The sequence below is a fragment of the Caecibacter sp. AF58-12pH5A genome (assembly GCF_027681725.1).
GTDB lineage: Bacteria > Bacillota > Negativicutes > Veillonellales > Megasphaeraceae > Megasphaera > Megasphaera hominis.
In genome coordinates this window covers 15,114-34,994 of the sequence record NZ_JAQDBC010000009.1, presented here as the reverse complement: position 1 = coordinate 34,994, position 19,881 = coordinate 15,114, and the positions used below count along the sequence as shown (strand labels likewise).

Below are 19,881 nucleotides of genomic sequence, written 5' to 3'. Positions count from 1 at the left end.
GGAGATTATAAATGGATTATCATGTAATGGTACCACAGCCTAAAATGCTGATTATGATTTGTGCATATTTTATAATCGTATTCATCTTTGCTTTTTTGGCTAAAAGGAAAGAGAATAGAAAAAGTATCAAAGACTTTGCTTTAGCTGGGAAAGGACTAGGATCATTTATCCTCATGGCAACGTTCATGGCTTCCTGGATGGGTGGCGGCGCTGTTGCCGGCAGTATTAATTCTATTGCCTATTCAAATGGCTTATGGCCGTCCATCTGCTATGCTTCAGGCAGTATTTTGGCCATTGTTATTCTTTTCGCCATTGGGCCTTTAGTCCGTAAACGCGGCAAGATAACGACGGCAGCATTAATTGAAGACAGTTATGGAACTAATGCCCGTGTCCTTTCTGCAGCAATCATAGCTCCGGCTAGTTTTTCTATCGTTTCCTATCAGCTCCGGGCTATGGGTGTTATATTGAATGCAACGACTGGCTTTAGCATCGAATGGATGACCGTTATTGCTTGTGTCATCGTTATCATAGCTACTGCCTCTGGTGGCCTTAGTTCTGTTGTTCGTATTGATGCTTTTTCAGTTTGTGTTATGTTAGCAGGCTTGGTTTGTGCTTTCGCCTACATCATACCTAATATTGGAGGTCTCGACTGGATTGTTGCACAAACTAAAGCGACCGGATCTGATGGTTTAACCTTTACCGCCGGTTGGACTGCTAAAGATTATCTGGCAAACTATGCACCAGGGTTCTTGTTAGCCTTAGGTGATCAGAACTTATATCAAAGAATGGCTGCAGCTAAAGGGGATAGAAATGTACAAATTGGCATGATCGGCTGGGCTTTGGGTACGATTATTGTACTTCCGGCGATTGCGATCCTTTCCTATATTGGCCGGTTATATTTCGGGCCTAATATCATTCCGTCCCAATCCTTTATAGCATTATCGACAGTTTGCCCCTGGCTTATAGGTGGCCTCATGATGGCTTCTTGCACCGGCTTCATTCTGACGACAGGAAATTCTTACTTACTGGCCGGGTCTACAAATGTGGCAACAGATATTTTTGCTCATTTTAAGAAAGATGCTACGGAACTTCAAATTGTCAGAGTTACAAAATTGAGCATTGCTGTATTTGGTTCTGCGTCATTGATTCTTTTAAACTTTTTCCCAAGTATTTTAGCCATTCAATATTGGGCTTCTACTATTGTGGGAGCAGGGATTACACCCGCATTGTTAGCTACCGTTGTTTGCCCGCAGAAAGTCACGAAATGGAGTGGTATCGCTTCAATGATTGGTGGTACGCTTATGACCATTGGCTGGGAAATGGCTGGACAGCCTTTCGGTTTAGCAACGGTTCTCGTGGCTTTTCCGGTTTCCCTGTTCTTACTGATTGTAGTTTCTGCAGTTACTAGAGGAAAACGAGATTTAGCTGTTAGTGTGTAAATGACTAAGCATTCCCTGGTTATTTAAATCGGGGAATGCTCTTATTCTAATCTGTTTCTTGCTCCTGTGGAGGCGTAGTAAAGATGATTGAAGAATTACATAAAGAATTACCAAGACAACAGGTGGCAGGTCATCAGTTACGTCAAAAGGCAACCTATGCCAGTATTATGATGGGTGCTAGTTTATGGGGAATATTAGGATTTTGGAACCGGCACCTAATGGCATATGGTTTTTCTTCATATTTGATCGTTGCTCTTAGAAATCTGGGAGGACTACTGATTTTAACTCTCTATATTTTATGTGTAGATCCCAGCCTATTCCGAATCAGAAAAGAACATCTAAAGTATTTTTTTGGTACAGGGATTGTTAGCGTGTTGATGTATAATGTATGTTATTTTTCTTGTCAGGAAATTTGTTCTTTGGCTATAGCGTGTATCTTGATTTATACGGCTCCGGCAATTGTGGTCATTCTGTCAGCAATTTTATGGAAGGAGACTATTACTAGAAAAAAGATGCTGGCGCTGATTCTTACGTTGACAGGCTGCGCCTGCGTAACCGGAGTATTTGCCGGTGGTTTGACGATAACCGCTTGGGGATTAATGCTAGGTGTATTGGGAGGCTTCTTCTATGCTCTATATAGCATAATAGGACGTTATGCCTTACAACATTATTCGCCGCTTACTGTAACCTACTGGACCTTTGTTTTTTGTGGTATAGGATCGCTCTTCCTGCTTCAGCCGACTCAGGTACTTAATGGTATGGCCCATGGCGACTTCATCTTTATCATTTTGGGACTCGTCGTGTTTTCCACAGCGTTACCTTATGTTTTATATACGCGGGGATTGGCACGGATTGAGTCAGGAAAAGCTTCGATTATGGCATGTGTTGAACCTGTTGTTGCGACTTTAGTGGGCACAATCGCCTTTGGTGAACCTATAAGCTTTATGACAGGTATGGGTATTTTGTGTGTATTATCTGGCGTGTATATATTGCACTGAAGAAAAATGGATTATCTCTTAATTCCCTTAAACCTTATCTGAACTTTCACCGCAGGATGGCTTTTAGATGACATAGTATCCTGAAACTTGAAATAGCCATATAATTTGATATAATGATATAATAATAAAATGTATCAAATAGGTGTATACAATAGATTGATTTTTAAATCTATAAGCGGCGATTAATAAACGAGGTAATTAGCATGGGAATCCCGATGTACATGAGAATACAGCAGTATATAAAAGCACAGATTAACTCAGGCGCATGGAAAGAAAATTCTGTAATTCCCACAGAAAATGATTTGAGCAAGCAGTTTGGCTGTAGCCGGATTACGGTAACGAATGCTCTGCGTGGGCTGGTTAAGGATGGAGTTATCTACCGCATTCAGGGGAAAGGTACCTACGTTTCAGAGCAGAAGAATGCAGCTTCCCTTTATGAAAAGGGGAATCTGACACAGATGGCTTTGTCGCTGGAAAGCCTGTCTATTCCTGGCGAGCATAAATGCGTCAATTTTCGTATAGAAGCACCATCAGAAAAAATACAGGGCATATTCCATTTAAGCGAAGAACAAAAGATTATTGCCTTTGATCGGATTAAATATGTGGATGGTGAAGTGTTTGCAGTAGAACAAGTATTTTTGCCCCATTTTTTATATGCCTCAGGTATTCATAACTTTTCAGAAAAGAAATGGCTGAATCAGAGTATCTTAGAAATTGAAGAGGCGTGTGGTATTACTGTCGGCAAAGGGATTGTATCCTCATGCCCCATCCTTTGTCCTGATACTGCAAGTAAATTTCTGGGTGTGCCGGAAGGAACACCTGTTTTACAATTTAGTGTTGAAATTCGTGATGTACAGGAACATCTGGTAGCTTATGAAATTATTTATACAAAAGGGCACCAGGAAAGAGTTTTTGTACCATAAGATTGAGGAGAATATATATGAATATTGAAAAAAGAATAGAAAATTTAGGTCTTATGCTTCCGAATGCATCCCCAGCGGCTGCTCTTTATGTTCCGGTTAAACAAGTAGGAAATATTGTGTTTTTGGCGGGCCATATACCCGTACAATCTGGCAAGTTGGCCTACACTGGTAAAGTTGGAAAAGAATTAACGTTGACAGACGCACAGGATGCTGCCAGATTATGTGTGATTAATCTTATTGCTTCTTTAAAAGCGTATTTAGGCGATTTAGACAAAGTAAAGTCTGTCATTAAAGTACAAGCTTTTGTAGCTAGTGAAACTGGCTTTATGGAACAACATCTAGTGGCTGATGCGGCTTCAAAGGTGTTAATTGATGTCTTTGGTGATGTAGGGAAACATGCACGGACCGCAATTGGTACGAATCAGCTTCCTTTAGATGCTCCTGTTGAAGTCGAAGCTATTGTCGAACTGTACTAGATTACTGTTATATAAGAACCAATGAGAAAACGGGCCTACGACTGTTGTCATAGGCCCGTTTTTAGTAATCAAAGCAAAATACACACCATATAATATATATTATGTATTATTTATAAGCTTTCTGGTAAATATCTACGACGTCTTCTTCAGAGAGGTCGATGCGGTCGCTCGTGAAGAGGAAAGCCATTGCCGTTTTGGCAATGTGAGCCATTTGCGGGAATTCATCCGGTGTAATGCCGTAGTCGGACATTTTCAGGTCGCCTACACCGCATTCGTTCTGCAAGTGTTTGAGGGCTGTAATGAAGTCCATTGGTTCCGTTGCGTCAGTCATACCCAAAGCTTGGGCCAGGCGGACGAAGCGGCCGTCACAGACATGGTGTTCGATGAAATAGGTGAAGTATGCTTCGCTGAGCATGATCAGGCCGGCACCGTGAGGCAATTCCTGATGGAAGGAGCTCAGCGAGTGTTCCATGGAATGTTCACTTACGGTCGAGCAGACAACCATTTCAATGCCTCCGAGGTAGCTGGCGAAGGCTACTTTTTCGCGGGCCTTGAGGTTCTTGCCATCTTTTACTGCTATAGGCAGGTAACGGGCAATGGCTTCAATAGCCGTGAGGGAAATCATTTCGCTCATGAGGCTGGCCTTGTTGGCAATGTAGCCTTCAATATTGTGGAAGAGAGCATCAAAGCCTTGCAGCGCCGTGAAGTGTGGCGGTACGCTGACCATCAGTTCCGGGTCGACAATTGCCAGGCGCGGGAAGAGCTGCGGCGCCTTGATCGGTGTCTTTTCTTTCGTTTCCGGGTTGGTAATAACGCCACCCATATCCGTTTCCGAGCCTGTGCCGGCAGTCGTCGTAATGGCGATGATCGGTAACGGTTCTTTGGCAATGGGCAGGCCTTTGCCCGTACCGTTGGTAATGTAATCCCAAACGTCACCACCGTTGGCAGCTACGACGGCAATGCCCTTAGAGGCATCGAGGACGGAACCGCCGCCTAAGGCAACGAGGAAGTCTGCGCCGCCTTCGCTGGCAGCATGACCACCGGCTGTGACTGTAGCGCGCAGAGGATTGGCTTCGATTTTATCAAAAAGGAACGTTTCTACACCGGCCTGATGCAGTTGTTCTTCCGTGCGGGCCAGGTAGCCATTGGCTTTTACGGATTTACCGTTAGAGACGATGATCATGGCTTTTTTGCCAGGCATAGCCTGAGCATGCAACTGGTTCAGCTGGCCACAGCCAAAAAGAACACGTGTTGGTACGTGCAGATTAAACATAATATCACCTTCGTGTCATAGTGTAGTAGTTTTTTTAGTCCCTCTCCAAGGACATTCTACAAAAGGAAGTTCTCAGACATATTATAACATAAAAACCACGCCAGTATAGAAACCAGCGTGGTTTTAACGTGTAAAATTACTGTCTCTTTCGTACCTCTACAAGGCCGGTGTGGCTTTTTATTTCGCGCATCGTGCGGTACAAGCCGGTAATATAAAGGGCTACGGCAATCCAGGCAAAGATGAAGGTGATCAGCATGGGCTGGGTGATCGTTTCACCTGTCAAAAGGCCGATGACCAAGGTCAGGCTGGGTGAGCAGTACATGAGAATCCCCGAAACGGTAACGGGCACGCTTTTAACGCCTGCTGTAAAGAGCATCATCGGAATGGCCGTGACGACGCCTGTAGCCGGCAGGAGCAGCCATTGAAGACCATGGAAGACACCGATGGCGCCGACTCCTTCATATTCACTGAATAACATAAACGCCAAGGCCAGGGGCACCATGGAAAAGGATTCGATGAAGACGGAAACCTGGCTGTCCATGACGATCTTCTTTTTGAGGATACTGTACGAGGCCCAGGTCAGGCAGATAATAAAGGAAAGGTACGGTACCTGGCCGTAAAGGGCAAAGGCGATGAGCAAACCGGCAGCTGCCAGGGTAATGGATAATTTCTGCAAGCGGCTAATGCGTTCGCGAAAGATCAGGCCCCCGAAGAAAATGACGACGATGGGATTGATAAAGTAAGCCAGGCTGGCTTGGAGAATGTAGCCCCGTGTCGTAGCGTAAATGAAGGCGCCCCAGTTTAAAGTAACGAGGATACAGGCTCCGGCAATGTAAGGCCATTGGGCCCGCTGGTTACGCAAATCCAGGAGATGGGGCAGGAGATGCTGCTTCAAAATGAGCAGGAAGCAGAAGATAGCAGCCCAGAAAATTCGGGAAGCCAGCGTGTAAAACGGAGATAAGTCACGCAATAAAATCCAGAAAGCCGGTAAAATCCCCCAGATGACCTGGCTGAGGAGAAAATAAATATAATAAATATTGATATGACGCATGCAGCCAACTCCTTTTAAGCGGCCCCTTAGGAGGCACTGTTATTTTTGATGAGTGTGCGCAAATAATCTTCTGCCTTGCTTACGGAAACCACGTCGATCCAGCCGAAAGACGAGGCAGAACGGCAGATATGGAAAATAAGCGTATGCTGGTCGATGAAATGGAGCACATCGGCCAATCGTTCGTCCGATCCGGCGACAGTCTGGTAGCCGGCCATAGCCTGATCCAGATAGACTGTCGTATCCCACCCTTCGCGGAAATAACTGTGAATAAAGAGGAAGAGGTCGAGTGTGCGCGCATCGACATGGAAAAATGTTTTTTCACTTTCCCAGTCCAAGAAGGTAATCCGGTGCTTTTCTGCATCCCAGGAAATGTCGCGCAAAGCGGGACGGCCATGATGCAGGCCCAGCTGGTGCAGGGACGACAAGGCAATCCCTGCCTGATAATAAGCTTCTTCCGCTGTGGCATCGTGTTCCTTGACGATGCGCTGCAAAGGCTTGCCGCAGGCTTCCATGACGAAAAAATCATCTGTCAGGAGAACGATGTGCGGCGCCAGAGGCAGGCGTTCATTGACCTCCATAATCTTGTAGACTTCGGTCAGGTATGCTGCGTGGGCACCCTGCTTGACGAGCTTGTTGCGGCCGTTTGAAAGGAGCCGCTTAATGTAATACGTTTTCCCCTCTACAGAAAGAGGCAGGACCCGCTTTTTCGGGTTGTCCCGGATAGCCAGGCGCGCTGCCGTTTCTATTTGTGTGTTGATCATGAAACTTCTCACCTCAAGCTGAATATACTTTCTATGTGTAACTCTTACAGATACCATAGCACCTGTATAGATGTATTCAATTGTAGACCATCGCTGAAAACCTGTAAAGAAAAAAATACCTTTTTTAGCGTTTGTGAAAAGACCGTAAAATAGGCAAAATAGACTGGCACATATGAAATAGGTATGGTAAAATAAAACACAAGAAGATTATTACTTAATAATAATTACAAACACTAGATGGGAGGAATATATATGGACCCTATTGATACCTTATTAAATCACCGTACGATCCGTGAATTTAAACAGACACCGGTACCGCCGCAGCAGCTGGAAAAGCTCCTGAGCGTAGCGAAACGGACGGCGACCAGCACGGGGATGCAGACCTTTAGCATTATCCACATTACGTCCCCTGAATTGAAGGAACAAATTTCTGAAGTGTGTAAGCAGAAATACGTAGCCCGCATGCCGGAGCTCTTTATTTTCATTGCCGATGCCTATCGCAATTACCGCATTGCCCAGGCACAGGGCCTGGATAATGAAGCAGCCCGCGATAGTGACCGTTTCTTCCAGGGCTGGACTGACGCCTGCCTGGCTGCGCAAAATATGGTCGATGCTGCAGAAATCAGCGGCTTTGGTACTGTATTCCTGGGTAGTATTTGGAACGATGCTCCGAAAATGATCGAACTCCTGCATCTGCCGGAACTGACCTTCCCCGTTGTCGGCGTAGGTTTGGGGATTGCCGACCAGGCACCGCAGCTCAAACCGCGTATGCCTAAGGAAGCTAATATTTTCGATAATTCCTATACCGTCTTTGACGATTACATGGCTCTCATGAAAGACTATGACGCCGAAATGGCCCAGTACTATGACCTGCGCGATGCCAACCGCCGCGTAGATTGCTTCACCCTCCAGGTTGTGAAGAAACTGCAAGGCGTCCTGCCGAACCGGCAGCACCTGATCCAGCAGGCCGAAGCCCAGGGCTTCCATTTCAATCCTAAAACGTAAGAAATACAAAATTGGCTGGCAATAACCGGGGAATATATCCCCACAAAACGAAGAAGAGCTGACGATTACGCAGCTCTTCTTTTGCTGACTATAGTGTTATTGCCTAATGTCTGAGCACTATGGCTGTTGGTTCTGCATCCGGCCTTGTGGACGAGTCACCGGCATTTTCTCTGCTGGGGCAGAAACCAGGAAAAATAAGGAGCCCCGTTATTCAGGGCTCCTGCGTTGCAGCTTATGGTTTCTTTGTTGGTTCTTCTTCTGTGTCTTCCGGTTCCGGACCATAGGTTTCAATCAGTTTTTTCCGGAACTGGTCGGCAATGGGTGTAAAGGTTTGGACTTTTTTCCAAATGATGTACATCTTCACTTCCAGCGGTGGTTCCAGAGGCCGGAAGACGAGGCCCGATTCCTCGCTGGTATTGGCCAGGTATTCGAAGGTGAGGAGACAGCCCAGGCCTTCGCGTACGCTGACGGCGCTGTTAAAGATTTGGTCGCCTGTACCGATGAAGCGGAGCTTGTGAGATTTATCGTTACTCCATGCGGGCAAGTCGCCTTTAATGCCCTGCGTAGAACAGATGAGATCGATATTAGACAAATCGGCCAGGGTAATGTGTTCCTTTTTAGCTAAAGGATGATCCTTGCGCATGACCAGGCCCCAGCGGTCTGTGCCGGGGAATGCGAGATATTTATATTTTGTAGAGCCCGGTGGTTCGACAATGACGGCAAAGTCCAGTAATCCTTTATCCAAGCGTTCTTCTAATTGCTCGGTGTCCCCGTTGGAAACGTGGAAATGGAAGAGAGGGTACGTTTTGCGGAATTCCTTAATGGTCCGTGCCAGGTACTTGATAAGATACGACTCGGCGCAGCCAATCCGGATGTTACCCCCTCTTACGGTATCTAAGGATGCAAATTCATCTGTCGTCTTATCTACCATATTTAAAATATCTTCAGCCCGTTTGTGCAGGAGAGACCCTGCTTCTGTCAAAGACAGGCCCGACTTGGTTCGCGTAAAGAGCGGACGTCCCAATTCATCTTCCAGTTCTTTCATTTGCTTTGAGAGGGCAGACTGGGATACGTGCAGGTTTTTTGCCGCACGAGTCATGTTGCCTTCTTTGGCAATTTCTACGAAATACCGTAAGACTCTGATTTCCATTGTACTACACCTCCCCTCTGTGTATGCGTATTGCGTATAGTTATCTCATTCTTAGTATAACTCATTTCTATTTTATCTTCAAGTAATTACTACAAATTAATAATATATATTTGATATAAGAGAAAATGTTTTGTGTTATTATATAATAAGATGACATTAGAAAATAGCAAGGAGGAATATTGTATGACGCAGTTTGATCTTTCAACGCATACGGTGCAGCTCAACAGCGGCTACGCCATGCCGACGCATGGTATCGGTGCCTATAATCTTTTGGGCAGTACCTGCATTCAGTCCCTGCACGCTGCCTTAGACCTGGGCGTCCGCCTCATTGATACGGCTAATCTGTACCGTAACGAACGGGAAGTGGGTCAGGCCGTACGCACGTTGTCTGTGCCAAGGGAAGAGATTTTCGTAGCGACAAAACTCTATCCGAACCAATATGCAGATCCTGAAGCGGCGATTGCTGAAGCATTAGAAAAATTAGATATAGGCTATATCGACCTTATGCTTTTACATCATCCAGGCAGGGATGACGTGAAGGCATACAAGGCCATGGAACGTGCCGTCACGAAGGGCTATATCCGTTCTTTAGGGATTTCCTGCTTCTACATTCAGGAACTGCAAGACTTCCTGCCACGGGTGGACACCGTCCCGGCGCTTGTCCAAAACGAAATCCATCCGTATTATCAGGACACAGACGTCGTACAGTACATCCAAGGTCTGGGACTCGGCATTACCGTAGAAGGCTGGTATCCCTTAGGTGGCAGAGGTCATCAGGGAGAGCTCCTGAGCGATCCTGTCCTCACGGCCATTGCGGAGGCCCATGGGAAATCCGTTGCCCAGGTCATTTTGCGCTGGCTATTGCAGCGTCACATCGTCGTCATTCCCGGCTCCAGCAACCCGGCCCATATTCTTGCCAATACACAGCTTTACGACTTTTCCCTAACTGACGGGGAAATGGCTCAGATTGCCAAGCTTGACCGGCGGGAAAAACACGATTGGTATTAAGGAGAGGATGTATATGCAGGTACTCATCATTAGCGGCAGTCCCAGACGGCAGGGGAATTCGGATCTCTTATGCGATGAATTTGCCCGCGGCGCCCGGGAAAAGGGGCACAGCGTAGAAAAAATCAATCTGCAGGAAAAGGAGATCCGCCCTTGTCTCGCCTGTTACGCCTGTTTTCAGACAGGCGCATGTGTGCAGCCTGACGACATGGCAGACGTATTGGCGAAAATCGACGCGGCGCAGGTATTGGTCCTGGCGTCGCCTACGTATTTCCTCACCATGAGCGGCCAACTGAAGGTCATGATCGACCGTCTGTTGCCCAAATGGCAGGACCTGGGCGGCAAGGACGTGTATATCATCGTCACAGGTCATGACGGCAAAAGTGGTCTCCTCCGTGTAGGCGATGATCTGGCTGCCATTTGGACCAGCCTCGGCGCCCATGTACGCCAGATTATCTACGGCGACCATGTCTGGAAAAAGGGAGAAGTCCTGGGTACACCGGCCATGGAGGAAGCCTACGCAGCAGGGCAGTGTGTCGGTCATACACCGTAGGCCGGTAGAAAAAATCTTCTATAAAGCGGTCTTGTCTTTTCTGACAGGGCTGCTTTTTTAGTGAAATTTGTGATATAATAATGATAATAAATAATCGTTATTTATGACGAATAGTATTACCTAAGAAAGCAGGTCTCACTATGGCCGATAGAAAAGAAATACACGAATTTGCTGTAACGTGGCAGGAAAAATTTATGAATGAGGACAGCAGCTTTTGGGAACTCAGCAGTGCCATCTTTGGCGACGCGTGTCTTGCGTTTGGCTTTGCCGACGCCGGGCGCATTGTCGTAGCACAGGAGCAACCCTTGGCTACGGTAGACCGGGAGGCTTTGCGCAAGAGCCTGGCTGCCGTAACCGATGTGACACTCATCGGTACGGCCATTTATTCCCTGTGGAGTTCCTGGGCCCGTGATGAAAAGACACTCATGGCCCAGCAAAACCGGGAGTGGCTGGTCTTGGCGCTGGAACGGCTGGCTGCCTTAACAACAGAACCTGTATACCGCTTTCAAGGCCGTTTGAGCCGCATGCGCCTCGTTTCCAATACGATGTCCTACGGTCCTATGCCGGAACCTTTCGAAGAAATTGAGCAGCATGTGACGGTCAATGCCAAGGGACGGGTCTGGCTGACAGGCTATGCCTTTGGTAACGGACGGGAGCTAAATCAGAAAGTACGCCGCCAGAACTACACCATTGAAAACGAGTCTCTGCAAATTTTGTTTGAAACGTTGATGGACCATTTTTCCCAGGCTGATCCCTCCCGGACAGACACGGTTCTCGATGTGGGCACGTGGGTGCTGGAACTGACTAATACGGCAGGGGAAACGTATATCTTTCAAGGCCCCCTCTGTGTGGATCAGGCTGAAGACCAGCGAAATTTGTCGAACCTTTTACGAGAAGCCCTGCACGACAACACGCTCTTTGCCTTTGATGGCGAATGCGAAGCCGATGAAATTGAACGGATTACACTGGAATACAACCGCCACTCAAAGATTGACGTATCCCATCAGATGACAGACGAGCTGGGCGACTACGTCTACTGGGATTATGCCGAACGGCTGATCATCGACCGGGAGAAGGAAAAAATCGAACACGTGCGGCAAATTGCACGGAACTGTAAAGTAACGAGTACCTATGAAATTGAAGGCGGTGTGCCGGCGCTGTTGGATAGCTTCGATGCGTCCTATCTCTTTGCCCACACGCAGGGAAACCCGTCTGATGTCGTGCCCATGCCATATGAACAGAAAGAGTACAGCATTACGATTGTTTATAAGCGCCGTTCACCTGTCGTGCACAAAGGTTCCTTTGACAAGCTCGGCTTACCACAGGATTTTCCTGACTTTGCGTCGGTCCTACTGGATTTCCTGCAATTCTATAGCCGTCAGGAAATGCTTTCACCATGGACGTATAACCGGCCACGGCGCCGCCAATGTGAATACATCTATTGCAGTGTCGTCTTTAACGAAAATGGCCCGAGCTACTATTACCTGACCGATGACGATACCATCGATATTGGTGAAGAAGTCGTCGTCCCGACGGGACAGGATAATCATGAGGCAGTCGTCACGGTCGTCGATATTGAGTATTTTCGCAAGGACAATGCACCGTATCCCTTTCAGAATACGAAGTGGATCCTGCGGCGCTGTCTCGATGACGACCCTGTCCTGCACCCTGATACGTAAAGGTATGTAAGGTACTTTCAAGTACGTACTGGACATTCTGCTATATTTCGTATACTATAGATACGAACGGAAAAGAATACAAAAAAGGGGGATATTTGTTATGGAACCATTTGAAGCAAAAAAGTATGAAGTCTTTGATCTTTTTAAAAACCAGTGGGCTCTGGCTACAGCCGGCTCGTTAGAATCCCATGACGGCTGCACCATCGGCTGGGGCAGCTTGGGCACGATTTGGACGCGGCCCGGCAAGAGTGGCGCTATCGTTACGGTCTATCTCCATCCGGCCCGCTATACGACGGAATTTTTAAAACAGAACGGCTCCTTTACGGTCAGCTTCTTTGATCCGTCCTATAAGAAAGCCCTGGGCTATATGGGCTCCCATACAGGGCGCAACGAAGAAAAGGATGTCAACGCCGGCCTTACGCCTGTAGCTATGGGCGACAGCGTAGGCTACAAGGAAGCTAACCTGACCTTCCTCTGCCGCAAAATCTATCAGCATCAGTTTACCAAAGAAGATATTGCCCAAGACGTACAGGATTACTATAAGGAAAACCCGAAAGCCTATCCTGTCAACGCGAAAGGCGAATGGGAACCGCACTGGATGTTTATCGGTGAAATCCTCGGCGTAGAAGACAAACGCTAACCATTTGACCTGTTTCTGACGGGCCTCTTAGGATACAACCTAAGGGGTCTGTTTTTTGACTTTCTTGTACTGCACATCCCTTCTTGTTATAATTAAGGGAGATTAGAGGAGGTGCCCTATGAACAAAGAAGAAATCTACGCCTGGCTCACCGAGCAGGACGTAACCTACGAAGTGACAGAGCATCAGGCCGTGTTTAATATGGACGAATTGAAAGCGGTCCCCCTGCCCTATCCCGAATGGGACGCGAAAAATCTCTTCGTCCGCGACGACAAGAAACGCAATTATTATCTCCTCACCGTAAAAGGGGAGAAGAAGGTCGACTTGAAGACTTTCCGCAAGGAAAACGGACTGCGCGCCTTATCCTTTGCTTCGGCTGACGACCTCCAGGCGTACTTAGGCCTCACGCCGGGTGCCGTCACACCCTTAGGTCTTCTTCATGACGAGGAACATGCCGTCCATTTCTACTTGGACGAAGATTTCCTGGGGCACAAAATCGGCGTCCACCCAAATGACAATACGGCCACGGTCTGGCTGGCGGCAGGCGACCTCGTGCGCCTGTTACAGGAATTTGGCACAGACGTGCATATCGTATCCATAGGAGGAAACCATGCAGATTGAACAATACGTCGTGGCCTACGGCATCGAACAGGACCGCATGCGGGCCATCTTGCCGGCAGGCTTTACATCCCTGCGTCCGGTCGTGCGCTTCAACGCCGAAGTCCGCGATGACAGGACAGGCTACATCGAATTTAATACGGCCGTCGAAAAGGACGGCAAACGGGGCTGGCTGAACATCGGCCACTGGGACAACGTGCCCTTTACGCGGCACGGCAAGACCGTTACCTTTACGACGGATTTCCTGGACCTTTCCTTTACAGCCGTCGGCGTAGCCGGCTCGTGTCCGGCCGAAAAGGATAACGACGGCTGCTTTTTCTTAGGCGAAACACCGGAGCTGCGGCCTGCCGAAACGATTACGGCTAATAAGGAATTTTGCGACTGCACCTTTGCCTGGCATTTCACGGACCACGACGCCCATGGCGAAAGCATCGGCAAAACCCTGCCGGCTATTCCGGAAACACCAGCACACACATACAGCCATGCGCCGTTTACGCCCGCTGAGGCCGCCCACATTCCGTGCCGCCAAGTCCTGGGGACGTACGTCGTGCGCTTTGACAGATAGGAGACGTCATTCCCATGAAACTTACCATGTTAGGGACCGGCAACGCCCTGGTCACGCAATGCTATAATACGTGTTTTGTCTTGGAAACTGATGCAAACCACTGCATCCTCGTCGACGGTGGCGGCGGCAACGGTGTCCTGCGCCAGCTCCGCGCGGCCGGCTACGACTGGATGGCTATGCGCGACATCATCGTCACGCACCGCCATATCGACCACCTCTTGGGCATCGTCTGGATGATGCGCATGATCTGCCAGTACATGAAAAGCGGCAAATATACCGGTGAAGCCCGTATTTACGGCCACGATGAAGTCATAGCACTCCTTAAGGAACTGGCCCAAAAGCTGCTCCAGCCAGAAGAAGTCCGTTTTATTGGTGAGCGTCTCCACCTCATTACCGTCTACGACGGGGAAACGAAGACCCTGGCCGGCCATGCCGTGACCTTCTTCGATATCCAGTCCACCAAGGCCAAGCAATACGGCTTTGCCCTGGACCTCACAGCAGGAAAACGACTCGTCTGCTGCGGCGATGAACCGTACAATCCGTGCGAAGAACGCTATGCCAAGGGCTGCACGTGGCTCTTGCACGAAGCCTTCTGCCTCTACGGCGAAGCCGACATGTTCCACCCTTATGAAAAACACCACTCCACTGTCAAGGACGCCTGCGAGCTGGCCGCCTCCCTCGGCGCGGCCAACGTCATTCTCTACCATACGGAAGACGCCCACCTGCAGGAACGCAAGGCTCTCTATACGGATGAAGGGAAACAGTATTACACGGGCCACCTCTATGTGCCCGATGATTTAGAAACCATAGAGCTTGACTAAGACAGAGCACGTGGCTCTGATCCAATACAAAAGGAGATGATACCATGCCGTTTTCTATTGTGGCAGGAGACATTACAGAATTGTCTGTCGACGCTATTGTCAACGCAGCCAACTCCCAACTGGCCATGGGCGGTGGCGTATGCGGCGCTATATTCCACAAGGCAGGCCCTTTGGAATTGCAGCATGCCTGTGATTCTATGGCACCGGTCCAGACAGGGGATGCCGTCATTACACCGGCCTTTGCCTTGCCGGCCAAGTACATCATTCACACTGTCGGCCCGGTCTATAGCCCCGGCCAGGCAGCACAATGCGCCCAGCTCCTGCGTTCGGCCTATTTGTCAGCTCTGGATTTGGCTTGGGAAAATAAGTGCCATAGCATTGCCTTTCCCCTCATTTCCAGCGGCATCTTCGGCTACCCCAAGGCAGAAGCCCTGGACATTGCCGTCACGGCCATCCGGGATTTCCTCAAAGACCATGACGACCTGGACGTACAGCTCGTCATGTACGACCGCACAGCCTACACCGTACGGGAAGAACTGCTCGAACCGGTCCAGCGCTACGTCGCCGGCTATTACGAAGGACCGGACAAATTCTCTTACGAGAGAGACGTGCTTTATGATCTGATTCCCCCGAACGAAGAGGACATGGAAGAAATCACCCAGGCACCTCGGGTATCGTATCGCCGCAAACCGGCAAAGCCCCGCTTAGGCGACTTGGAACACATGATTTCCGACCTCGATGAACCCTTCAACACGACCCTCCTGCGCCTCATCGACGCCAAAGGCATGACCGATGCAGAAGTATACAAGCGGGCTAACATCGACAGACGCCTCTTCTCCAAAATCCGCACGGGCAAGGGCTACCTGCCGAGCAAGCGTACCATCCTGGCCCTGGCCATTGCCTTAGAGCTGAACCTCGACGAAACAGATGACCTCCTGGCCCGGGCAGGCTACACCCTCTCGCGGAGCCAGAAATTCGACGTCATCGTCCAATATTTTATCTCCACGGGCTACTACGATATTTACGATATCAACAAGGTCCTGTTCTACTACGACCAGCCCCTCCTCGGCGCCAGCTGAGCAATGTCGCTTTGAAGGCAACCACAAGACCTCCTTTTTGGCGTATCCTGTAAGTAACAAGAAACAAGGATACATCAAAAAGGAGGTCTTTTTTATGAAAAAGAATTTGACAGAACTCGTATTTATCCTCGATCGTAGCGGCTCTATGGCAGGTCTTGAATCAGATACCTTAGGCGGCTACAATGGCTTTATCCAGAAACAAAAAGCCTTAGACGGCGAATGCACCTTGACGACGGTTCTATTCGATAACGATTACGAAGTGCTTCACGACCGCATCAATCTCCAAGCCGTCGCCCCGCTTACGGACAAAGACTACTACGTCCGCGGCTGCACGGCCCTCCTCGACGCTATCGGTAAAACCATCCGCAAAATCAGCCAGGTCCAGGAAATGACCGCACCGGACTACCGCGCCGAAAAAGTCCTCTTCGTCATCATCACCGACGGCCTCGAAAACGCGAGCCACGAATTTACGACGAAACAAGTAAAACACATGATCGAAGCCCAGAAAAAACAAGGCTGGGAATTCATCTTCCTCGGCGCCAACATGGACGCCGTAGAAACAGCCAGCCAGTACGGCATCGACGCCGACCGCGCCGTAGACTACCTGGCCGACGAAGCAGGCACAGACCTCAACTTCGAAGTCATGAACGACGTCGTCACGGCCATGCGTTACGCCGATGCCGACTACTGCCTCAGCGAAGCCGTAGACAGCAAACTGGACCGCATCCGCCAGGACACTAAAAAAAGAAGCCGGAAAGTACGGCACACAAGTCATCGCTAATACTCAAAGGCCAGGCTCAGGTACTCCCTGCAGCCTGGCCTTTGCCATGAAATAGATTAGCACAAATTGTTTTTTACTGGGACAGACATGTGTCTGCTAACTTTGCTAAACTATAAAAAAAGGGAAAAGGAGTGCATGTGTATGTTAGTAACAACTATCTGGATCATCAAGGCCATCATCATCGTGGCCGTCATTTCCATTATTGCCGTTTTTGCTTTGCATATTAAGTCACCGGCACTCGTCATGATAACTCTCTTCTTTGCAAGCATTTTGGGCGCAATTGTCAATTGCCTGACCATCGCCGTTCGCTATCCACAGGTCACCATCCCCTATGTCATCGCCAATATCTTTGCCTACCCAAGCAACCTGGGCTTTGTCATCTGCCTTGTCGTCTACGTGCTGGTCCTCAAAAACGTTGTCACCCGCGACTACCACCGCGATATCGTCGCCTGCTTAGAAGAAGCGGTCCGGGAAGACATCGAAATCATCGGTGACGGCAGCCTGGTCAAAACATATCTGGAAACCCGCGCCTCTATGCACGCTTTCATGACTATCGACCGGATTATCTGCAACTCCTGGGACTGCGCTAGAGAAGAAAAACAATTCGTCGCCAGAGAATATGCCAAAGGCAACCTGGAAAAACGAATCATCGATGGACAAGTATGCTACTGCCGGCCCCTCGCAAAGAAACAATTGAAATATTGGGGGCAGATATAGAAGCTTGGCAAGGTCTGTGAAAGGCACCTGCATCATGAGGGACGCCTTTTTAGATACAGAATCAACTAGAAAATGTAAGCTGTAGTATGAATCAGACGTTCACCCACAAAGAGGAGGAAAAATGGAATACGATACAACAGATGTAAAAACGAAAGAAGGCAAGTCTGCGTTAAAAGACGGTCATGGTCCCGCATATACACGTACGTACAAGGCGTTGCTTAGCTTGTTCCACGAGGATGCTGATTTTTACAAGGGAAAAAGGCAACACATCATCAAGGTGATGCAAGCGTCCCTGAAAGAAATACGGGTGACCCTTGGCATAAGTGAAACAGATTTCAGCAATTTCGCAGGCATAGCTAGGGAAACCCTGGCTGATTGGGAACAAGGCCGTGCGGAAATGAGTGCTTCACAATATATTGCCGTGTGTGGCCTTTTGGATCAAACCGTAAAAGAAGCAGACCATGGGCTAGAGCGCTTGAAAAAGGAAATCTTGCCCATTTTATGTAGTCATGACAGCAATCAGCCGGCCTGGTTTTCGTATCTGGAAGATCAGTCGTTTCTTACGGACTGGTTTCTTTGTTTCCCCAATGACCGGAATTTGGTCACGAAGGTACTCTGCGACTGGGGCCGCGAAGCCCTTTACAAAGCCTATGTGACAGATCGTTACCAGGCGTTCATCAGTACTTTAAAGGAAGAAAATATCAAATCATTATTGGGATATAATCACAATGATGCAGCGGAAACAAAAAAGTTTATTCTGGAAAACTTAAGTCTTCACCCTGACAATCCCATGATAAAGAATCGGTATGACCGGGCAGTCACCAAAGGGCATTTGATTTTTTTGGATGAGACCGTCCTGTCTAAGCCATACCTGTTCATGCGCGCCTATGACGAAGCATCCGGAGCGATGGAAAAATCTCCTATCCTAAAGGCTATGGAAGACCAGAAAAATAAGTTCATCGTGCCGGATAGTGTCCTGAATCAGCTAGGCCAGCCTCTTGCTTCCCTCAGCGCAGGAGAAATGTACACCTGCTTGGAAACAATAAAAGAAACGGGACAAGAACATGAACCGGCCCTTTGGCATGCTGTAGTCAATATGCAAAAACTGCAAAATGACCTGGCCTGCCATACGCTGAAGTATGCACAAGAGATACTAAACGAACCTTCCAATCGCGCGTTCCATGCTATGCGTGAAAAGGCAGAAGCAAAACAAGGGGATTTCCTTGAAACGTTCGGCGCAGCATTCGACTCCTTTTTCACTGAGGAAAATAAAGATATGGCCCAGCGTGAGGAAGAGTTACTTGAGTCCGTGGGTAACGTAAGCAGCGGATACGACCATCAAGAAATCCCGATTGCGTTTGCAGCCGTACTAGCCAGAAATAGAATAGAAGAAAGAAGCATGGCCCATTCTCCTGCTACTGGCAAGGCTGGCGACAGAAGGATTAAACTTGCGGATATAGAGGCAGAAAGGGCAACAAGTGCGGCAAGAACATTTGCGGATCCCCTGGGCATCTTTGACCTGGAACAGGACCTTTTGCATAAAACCCCTGATGCATCCGTAACGGATATATGCAAGGAGCTTTTTACAAGAATAAGACAAAGAAGCCGTATCGCATTCATCACAACCGATGAAGCACGGGCAAAGGAAATCTTTGCCTTGAATGAGCAAGAAGGCTTTCCTATCATGGTATATATGTATAAGGAAATGTGGCGCAAAGAACCTGATGACACGGGAAATCAGTGGGAAAAAGATGTTACATTAGAAGGATGGGTTCCCTTTCACGAAGCAGACCTGAAATAGGAGAAAAGCCTGACGGCCGTACCAGCACACGGAAATTGTGCGGGTACGGCCGTTTTTTCTCACTACTTATTTGTAATGATACAATATGATATAATGAAAGGGACAAAACGCGTAGTAGCCTGTCATACCGGCAACAGTGGATCTGGCTGAAACAGGTGACCCGGATCAAAAAGGACGGATCGATGATGAAATTTTTATGGTTTGGAAAGACAGAGAAAAAGATAGAGCCTTCCCCTTTAGAAGACTTGCAAAGCCGGCTCCAAGCGACGACCAATGAGATGAATGACCTCATTGATGTATTACGCGATATCCTGTTGCTGCGGAACGACTGGAAACGGTTTATCGTCTATAATCTCCTGGCGGGAATCATTAGAGGCGTCGGCGCAGCCCTCGGCTCCACGCTGATATTCGCCATTATTCTCTATATCGTTACCCAGGTCATCGACCTCGACTTGCCGCTCATAAGCGAATGGCTGTCTGAACTCATCACGCTGGTTGAACAAAAACGCGGCATTGTCCGATAACGTAAAGGCCAGCAGCCTGAACTG

Annotated in this window: 21 protein-coding genes; 17 read left to right on the top strand and 4 right to left on the bottom strand. The window is 48.4% G+C overall.

Translation table 11 applies throughout. The features are described from left to right. The first annotated feature begins 11 nt into the window (after positions 1-11). From PGX44_RS06040 to PGX44_RS06025, 4 genes are all read left to right on the top strand, one after another. On the top strand, positions 12-1,439 hold the full coding sequence (locus PGX44_RS06040) for a sodium:solute symporter family protein (RefSeq protein ID WP_498854635.1): 1,428 nt from the start codon (positions 12-14) through the stop codon (positions 1,437-1,439). A gap of 83 nt (positions 1,440-1,522) precedes the next feature. Further along, on the top strand, positions 1,523-2,437 hold the full coding sequence (locus PGX44_RS06035) for a DMT family transporter (protein WP_498854634.1): 915 nt from the start codon (positions 1,523-1,525) through the stop codon (positions 2,435-2,437). Between the two features lie 203 nt (positions 2,438-2,640). Further along, positions 2,641-3,360 (top strand): GntR family transcriptional regulator, encoded by a 720-nt coding sequence (locus PGX44_RS06030; protein ID WP_498854633.1) that lies wholly within the window; start codon positions 2,641-2,643, stop codon positions 3,358-3,360. Between the two features lie 17 nt (positions 3,361-3,377). Continuing rightward, on the top strand, positions 3,378-3,836 hold the full coding sequence (locus PGX44_RS06025) for a RidA family protein (RefSeq protein WP_498854632.1): 459 nt from the start codon (positions 3,378-3,380) through the stop codon (positions 3,834-3,836). Between the two features lie 106 nt (positions 3,837-3,942). On the opposite strand, the gene PGX44_RS06020 is transcribed toward PGX44_RS06025, so the two are convergent. The 3 genes from PGX44_RS06020 to PGX44_RS06010 form a co-directional block, all read right to left on the bottom strand. Continuing rightward, positions 3,943-5,109 carry an iron-containing alcohol dehydrogenase gene (locus tag PGX44_RS06020; protein WP_498854631.1) on the bottom strand — a complete coding sequence of 389 codons (1,167 nt, stop codon included), beginning with the start codon at positions 5,107-5,109 and terminating at the stop codon, positions 3,943-3,945. 136 nt (positions 5,110-5,245) lie between these two features. Further along, a complete protein-coding gene (gene rarD / locus PGX44_RS06015) occupies positions 5,246-6,160 on the bottom strand; it encodes an EamA family transporter RarD (protein ID WP_186501715.1) in 915 nt (304 codons plus the stop codon). Positions 6,161-6,186: 26 nt separating this feature from the next. Beyond that, positions 6,187-6,921, bottom strand: a complete 735-nt coding sequence (locus PGX44_RS06010; protein WP_498854630.1) for a BUD32 family EKC/KEOPS complex subunit — start codon at positions 6,919-6,921, stop codon at positions 6,187-6,189. A 252-nt stretch (positions 6,922-7,173) separates the two neighbouring features. Here PGX44_RS06010 and PGX44_RS06005 point away from each other — a divergent pair, with 252 nt between their 5' ends. Further along, on the top strand, positions 7,174-7,926 hold the full coding sequence (locus PGX44_RS06005) for an NADPH-dependent oxidoreductase (protein ID WP_186501713.1): 753 nt from the start codon (positions 7,174-7,176) through the stop codon (positions 7,924-7,926). A 232-nt stretch (positions 7,927-8,158) separates the two neighbouring features. Here PGX44_RS06005 and PGX44_RS06000 read toward each other — a convergent pair whose 3' ends face one another. Further along, complete coding sequence (locus PGX44_RS06000; protein WP_498854629.1) at positions 8,159-9,076, bottom strand: LysR family transcriptional regulator; 918 nt, start codon at positions 9,074-9,076, stop codon at positions 8,159-8,161. A 183-nt stretch (positions 9,077-9,259) separates the two neighbouring features. Here PGX44_RS06000 and PGX44_RS05995 point away from each other — a divergent pair, with 183 nt between their 5' ends. The 12 genes from PGX44_RS05995 (at position 9,260) to PGX44_RS05940 (ending at position 19,857) form a co-directional block, all read left to right on the top strand. Next, a complete protein-coding gene (locus tag PGX44_RS05995) occupies positions 9,260-10,084 on the top strand; it encodes an aldo/keto reductase (RefSeq protein WP_498854628.1) in 825 nt (274 codons plus the stop codon). Positions 10,085-10,097: 13 nt separating this feature from the next. Then, positions 10,098-10,634 (top strand): flavodoxin family protein, encoded by a 537-nt coding sequence (locus PGX44_RS05990; protein ID WP_498854627.1) that lies wholly within the window; start codon positions 10,098-10,100, stop codon positions 10,632-10,634. Positions 10,635-10,774: 140 nt separating this feature from the next. Continuing rightward, the gene (locus PGX44_RS05985; RefSeq protein WP_498854626.1) at positions 10,775-12,313 is read left to right on the top strand and encodes a hypothetical protein; all 1,539 of its coding nucleotides are present in this window, start codon (positions 10,775-10,777) and stop codon (positions 12,311-12,313) included. Positions 12,314-12,413: 100 nt separating this feature from the next. Beyond that, the gene (locus PGX44_RS05980) at positions 12,414-12,953 is read left to right on the top strand and encodes a flavin reductase (RefSeq protein ID WP_186504345.1); all 540 of its coding nucleotides are present in this window, start codon (positions 12,414-12,416) and stop codon (positions 12,951-12,953) included. A 118-nt stretch (positions 12,954-13,071) separates the two neighbouring features. After that, complete coding sequence (locus tag PGX44_RS05975; protein ID WP_498854625.1) at positions 13,072-13,572, top strand: prolyl-tRNA synthetase associated domain-containing protein; 501 nt, start codon at positions 13,072-13,074, stop codon at positions 13,570-13,572. Next, positions 13,562-14,134, top strand: a complete 573-nt coding sequence (locus PGX44_RS05970; protein ID WP_498854624.1) for a hypothetical protein — start codon at positions 13,562-13,564, stop codon at positions 14,132-14,134. Before PGX44_RS05975 ends, PGX44_RS05970 begins: the two co-directional genes overlap by 11 nt. Positions 14,135-14,148: 14 nt before the next feature. After that, the gene (locus PGX44_RS05965; protein WP_498854623.1) at positions 14,149-14,955 is read left to right on the top strand and encodes an MBL fold metallo-hydrolase; all 807 of its coding nucleotides are present in this window, start codon (positions 14,149-14,151) and stop codon (positions 14,953-14,955) included. Between the two features lie 44 nt (positions 14,956-14,999). Further along, complete coding sequence (locus PGX44_RS05960) at positions 15,000-16,034, top strand: macro domain-containing protein (protein ID WP_498854622.1); 1,035 nt, start codon at positions 15,000-15,002, stop codon at positions 16,032-16,034. A gap of 94 nt (positions 16,035-16,128) precedes the next feature. Continuing rightward, positions 16,129-16,815, top strand: a complete 687-nt coding sequence (locus tag PGX44_RS05955; protein ID WP_498854621.1) for a vWA domain-containing protein — start codon at positions 16,129-16,131, stop codon at positions 16,813-16,815. A gap of 141 nt (positions 16,816-16,956) precedes the next feature. After that, positions 16,957-17,532: a hypothetical protein gene (locus tag PGX44_RS05950; RefSeq protein ID WP_498854620.1), complete on the top strand. Its 576-nt coding sequence runs from the start codon at positions 16,957-16,959 to the stop codon at positions 17,530-17,532. 121 nt (positions 17,533-17,653) lie between these two features. Beyond that, the gene (locus PGX44_RS05945) at positions 17,654-19,333 is read left to right on the top strand and encodes a helix-turn-helix transcriptional regulator (RefSeq protein WP_498854619.1); all 1,680 of its coding nucleotides are present in this window, start codon (positions 17,654-17,656) and stop codon (positions 19,331-19,333) included. A gap of 245 nt (positions 19,334-19,578) precedes the next feature. Further along, on the top strand, positions 19,579-19,857 hold the full coding sequence (locus PGX44_RS05940) for a DUF5665 domain-containing protein (RefSeq protein ID WP_498854618.1): 279 nt from the start codon (positions 19,579-19,581) through the stop codon (positions 19,855-19,857). Positions 19,858-19,881 lie beyond the last annotated feature (24 nt).

Bases quoted from the DNA above. Each gene is read 5' to 3' on its own strand.
- PGX44_RS06040 (WP_498854635.1), top strand. From the start codon at position 12: ATGGATTATCATGTAATGGTACCACAGCCTAAAATGCTGATTATGATT.
- PGX44_RS06035 (WP_498854634.1), top strand. From the start codon at position 1,523: ATGATTGAAGAATTACATAAAGAATTACCAAGACAACAGGTGGCAGGT.
- PGX44_RS06030 (WP_498854633.1), top strand. From the start codon at position 2,641: ATGGGAATCCCGATGTACATGAGAATACAGCAGTATATAAAAGCACAG.
- PGX44_RS06025 (WP_498854632.1), top strand. From the start codon at position 3,378: ATGAATATTGAAAAAAGAATAGAAAATTTAGGTCTTATGCTTCCGAAT.
- PGX44_RS06020 (WP_498854631.1), bottom strand. From the start codon at position 5,109: ATGTTTAATCTGCACGTACCAACACGTGTTCTTTTTGGCTGTGGCCAG.
- rarD (WP_186501715.1), bottom strand. From the start codon at position 6,160: ATGCGTCATATCAATATTTATTATATTTATTTTCTCCTCAGCCAGGTC.
- PGX44_RS06010 (WP_498854630.1), bottom strand. From the start codon at position 6,921: ATGATCAACACACAAATAGAAACGGCAGCGCGCCTGGCTATCCGGGAC.
- PGX44_RS06005 (WP_186501713.1), top strand. From the start codon at position 7,174: ATGGACCCTATTGATACCTTATTAAATCACCGTACGATCCGTGAATTT.
- PGX44_RS06000 (WP_498854629.1), bottom strand. From the start codon at position 9,076: ATGGAAATCAGAGTCTTACGGTATTTCGTAGAAATTGCCAAAGAAGGC.
- PGX44_RS05995 (WP_498854628.1), top strand. From the start codon at position 9,260: ATGACGCAGTTTGATCTTTCAACGCATACGGTGCAGCTCAACAGCGGC.
- PGX44_RS05990 (WP_498854627.1), top strand. From the start codon at position 10,098: ATGCAGGTACTCATCATTAGCGGCAGTCCCAGACGGCAGGGGAATTCG.
- PGX44_RS05985 (WP_498854626.1), top strand. From the start codon at position 10,775: ATGGCCGATAGAAAAGAAATACACGAATTTGCTGTAACGTGGCAGGAA.
- PGX44_RS05980 (WP_186504345.1), top strand. From the start codon at position 12,414: ATGGAACCATTTGAAGCAAAAAAGTATGAAGTCTTTGATCTTTTTAAA.
- PGX44_RS05975 (WP_498854625.1), top strand. From the start codon at position 13,072: ATGAACAAAGAAGAAATCTACGCCTGGCTCACCGAGCAGGACGTAACC.
- PGX44_RS05970 (WP_498854624.1), top strand. From the start codon at position 13,562: ATGCAGATTGAACAATACGTCGTGGCCTACGGCATCGAACAGGACCGC.
- PGX44_RS05965 (WP_498854623.1), top strand. From the start codon at position 14,149: ATGAAACTTACCATGTTAGGGACCGGCAACGCCCTGGTCACGCAATGC.
- PGX44_RS05960 (WP_498854622.1), top strand. From the start codon at position 15,000: ATGCCGTTTTCTATTGTGGCAGGAGACATTACAGAATTGTCTGTCGAC.
- PGX44_RS05955 (WP_498854621.1), top strand. From the start codon at position 16,129: ATGAAAAAGAATTTGACAGAACTCGTATTTATCCTCGATCGTAGCGGC.
- PGX44_RS05950 (WP_498854620.1), top strand. From the start codon at position 16,957: ATGTTAGTAACAACTATCTGGATCATCAAGGCCATCATCATCGTGGCC.
- PGX44_RS05945 (WP_498854619.1), top strand. From the start codon at position 17,654: ATGGAATACGATACAACAGATGTAAAAACGAAAGAAGGCAAGTCTGCG.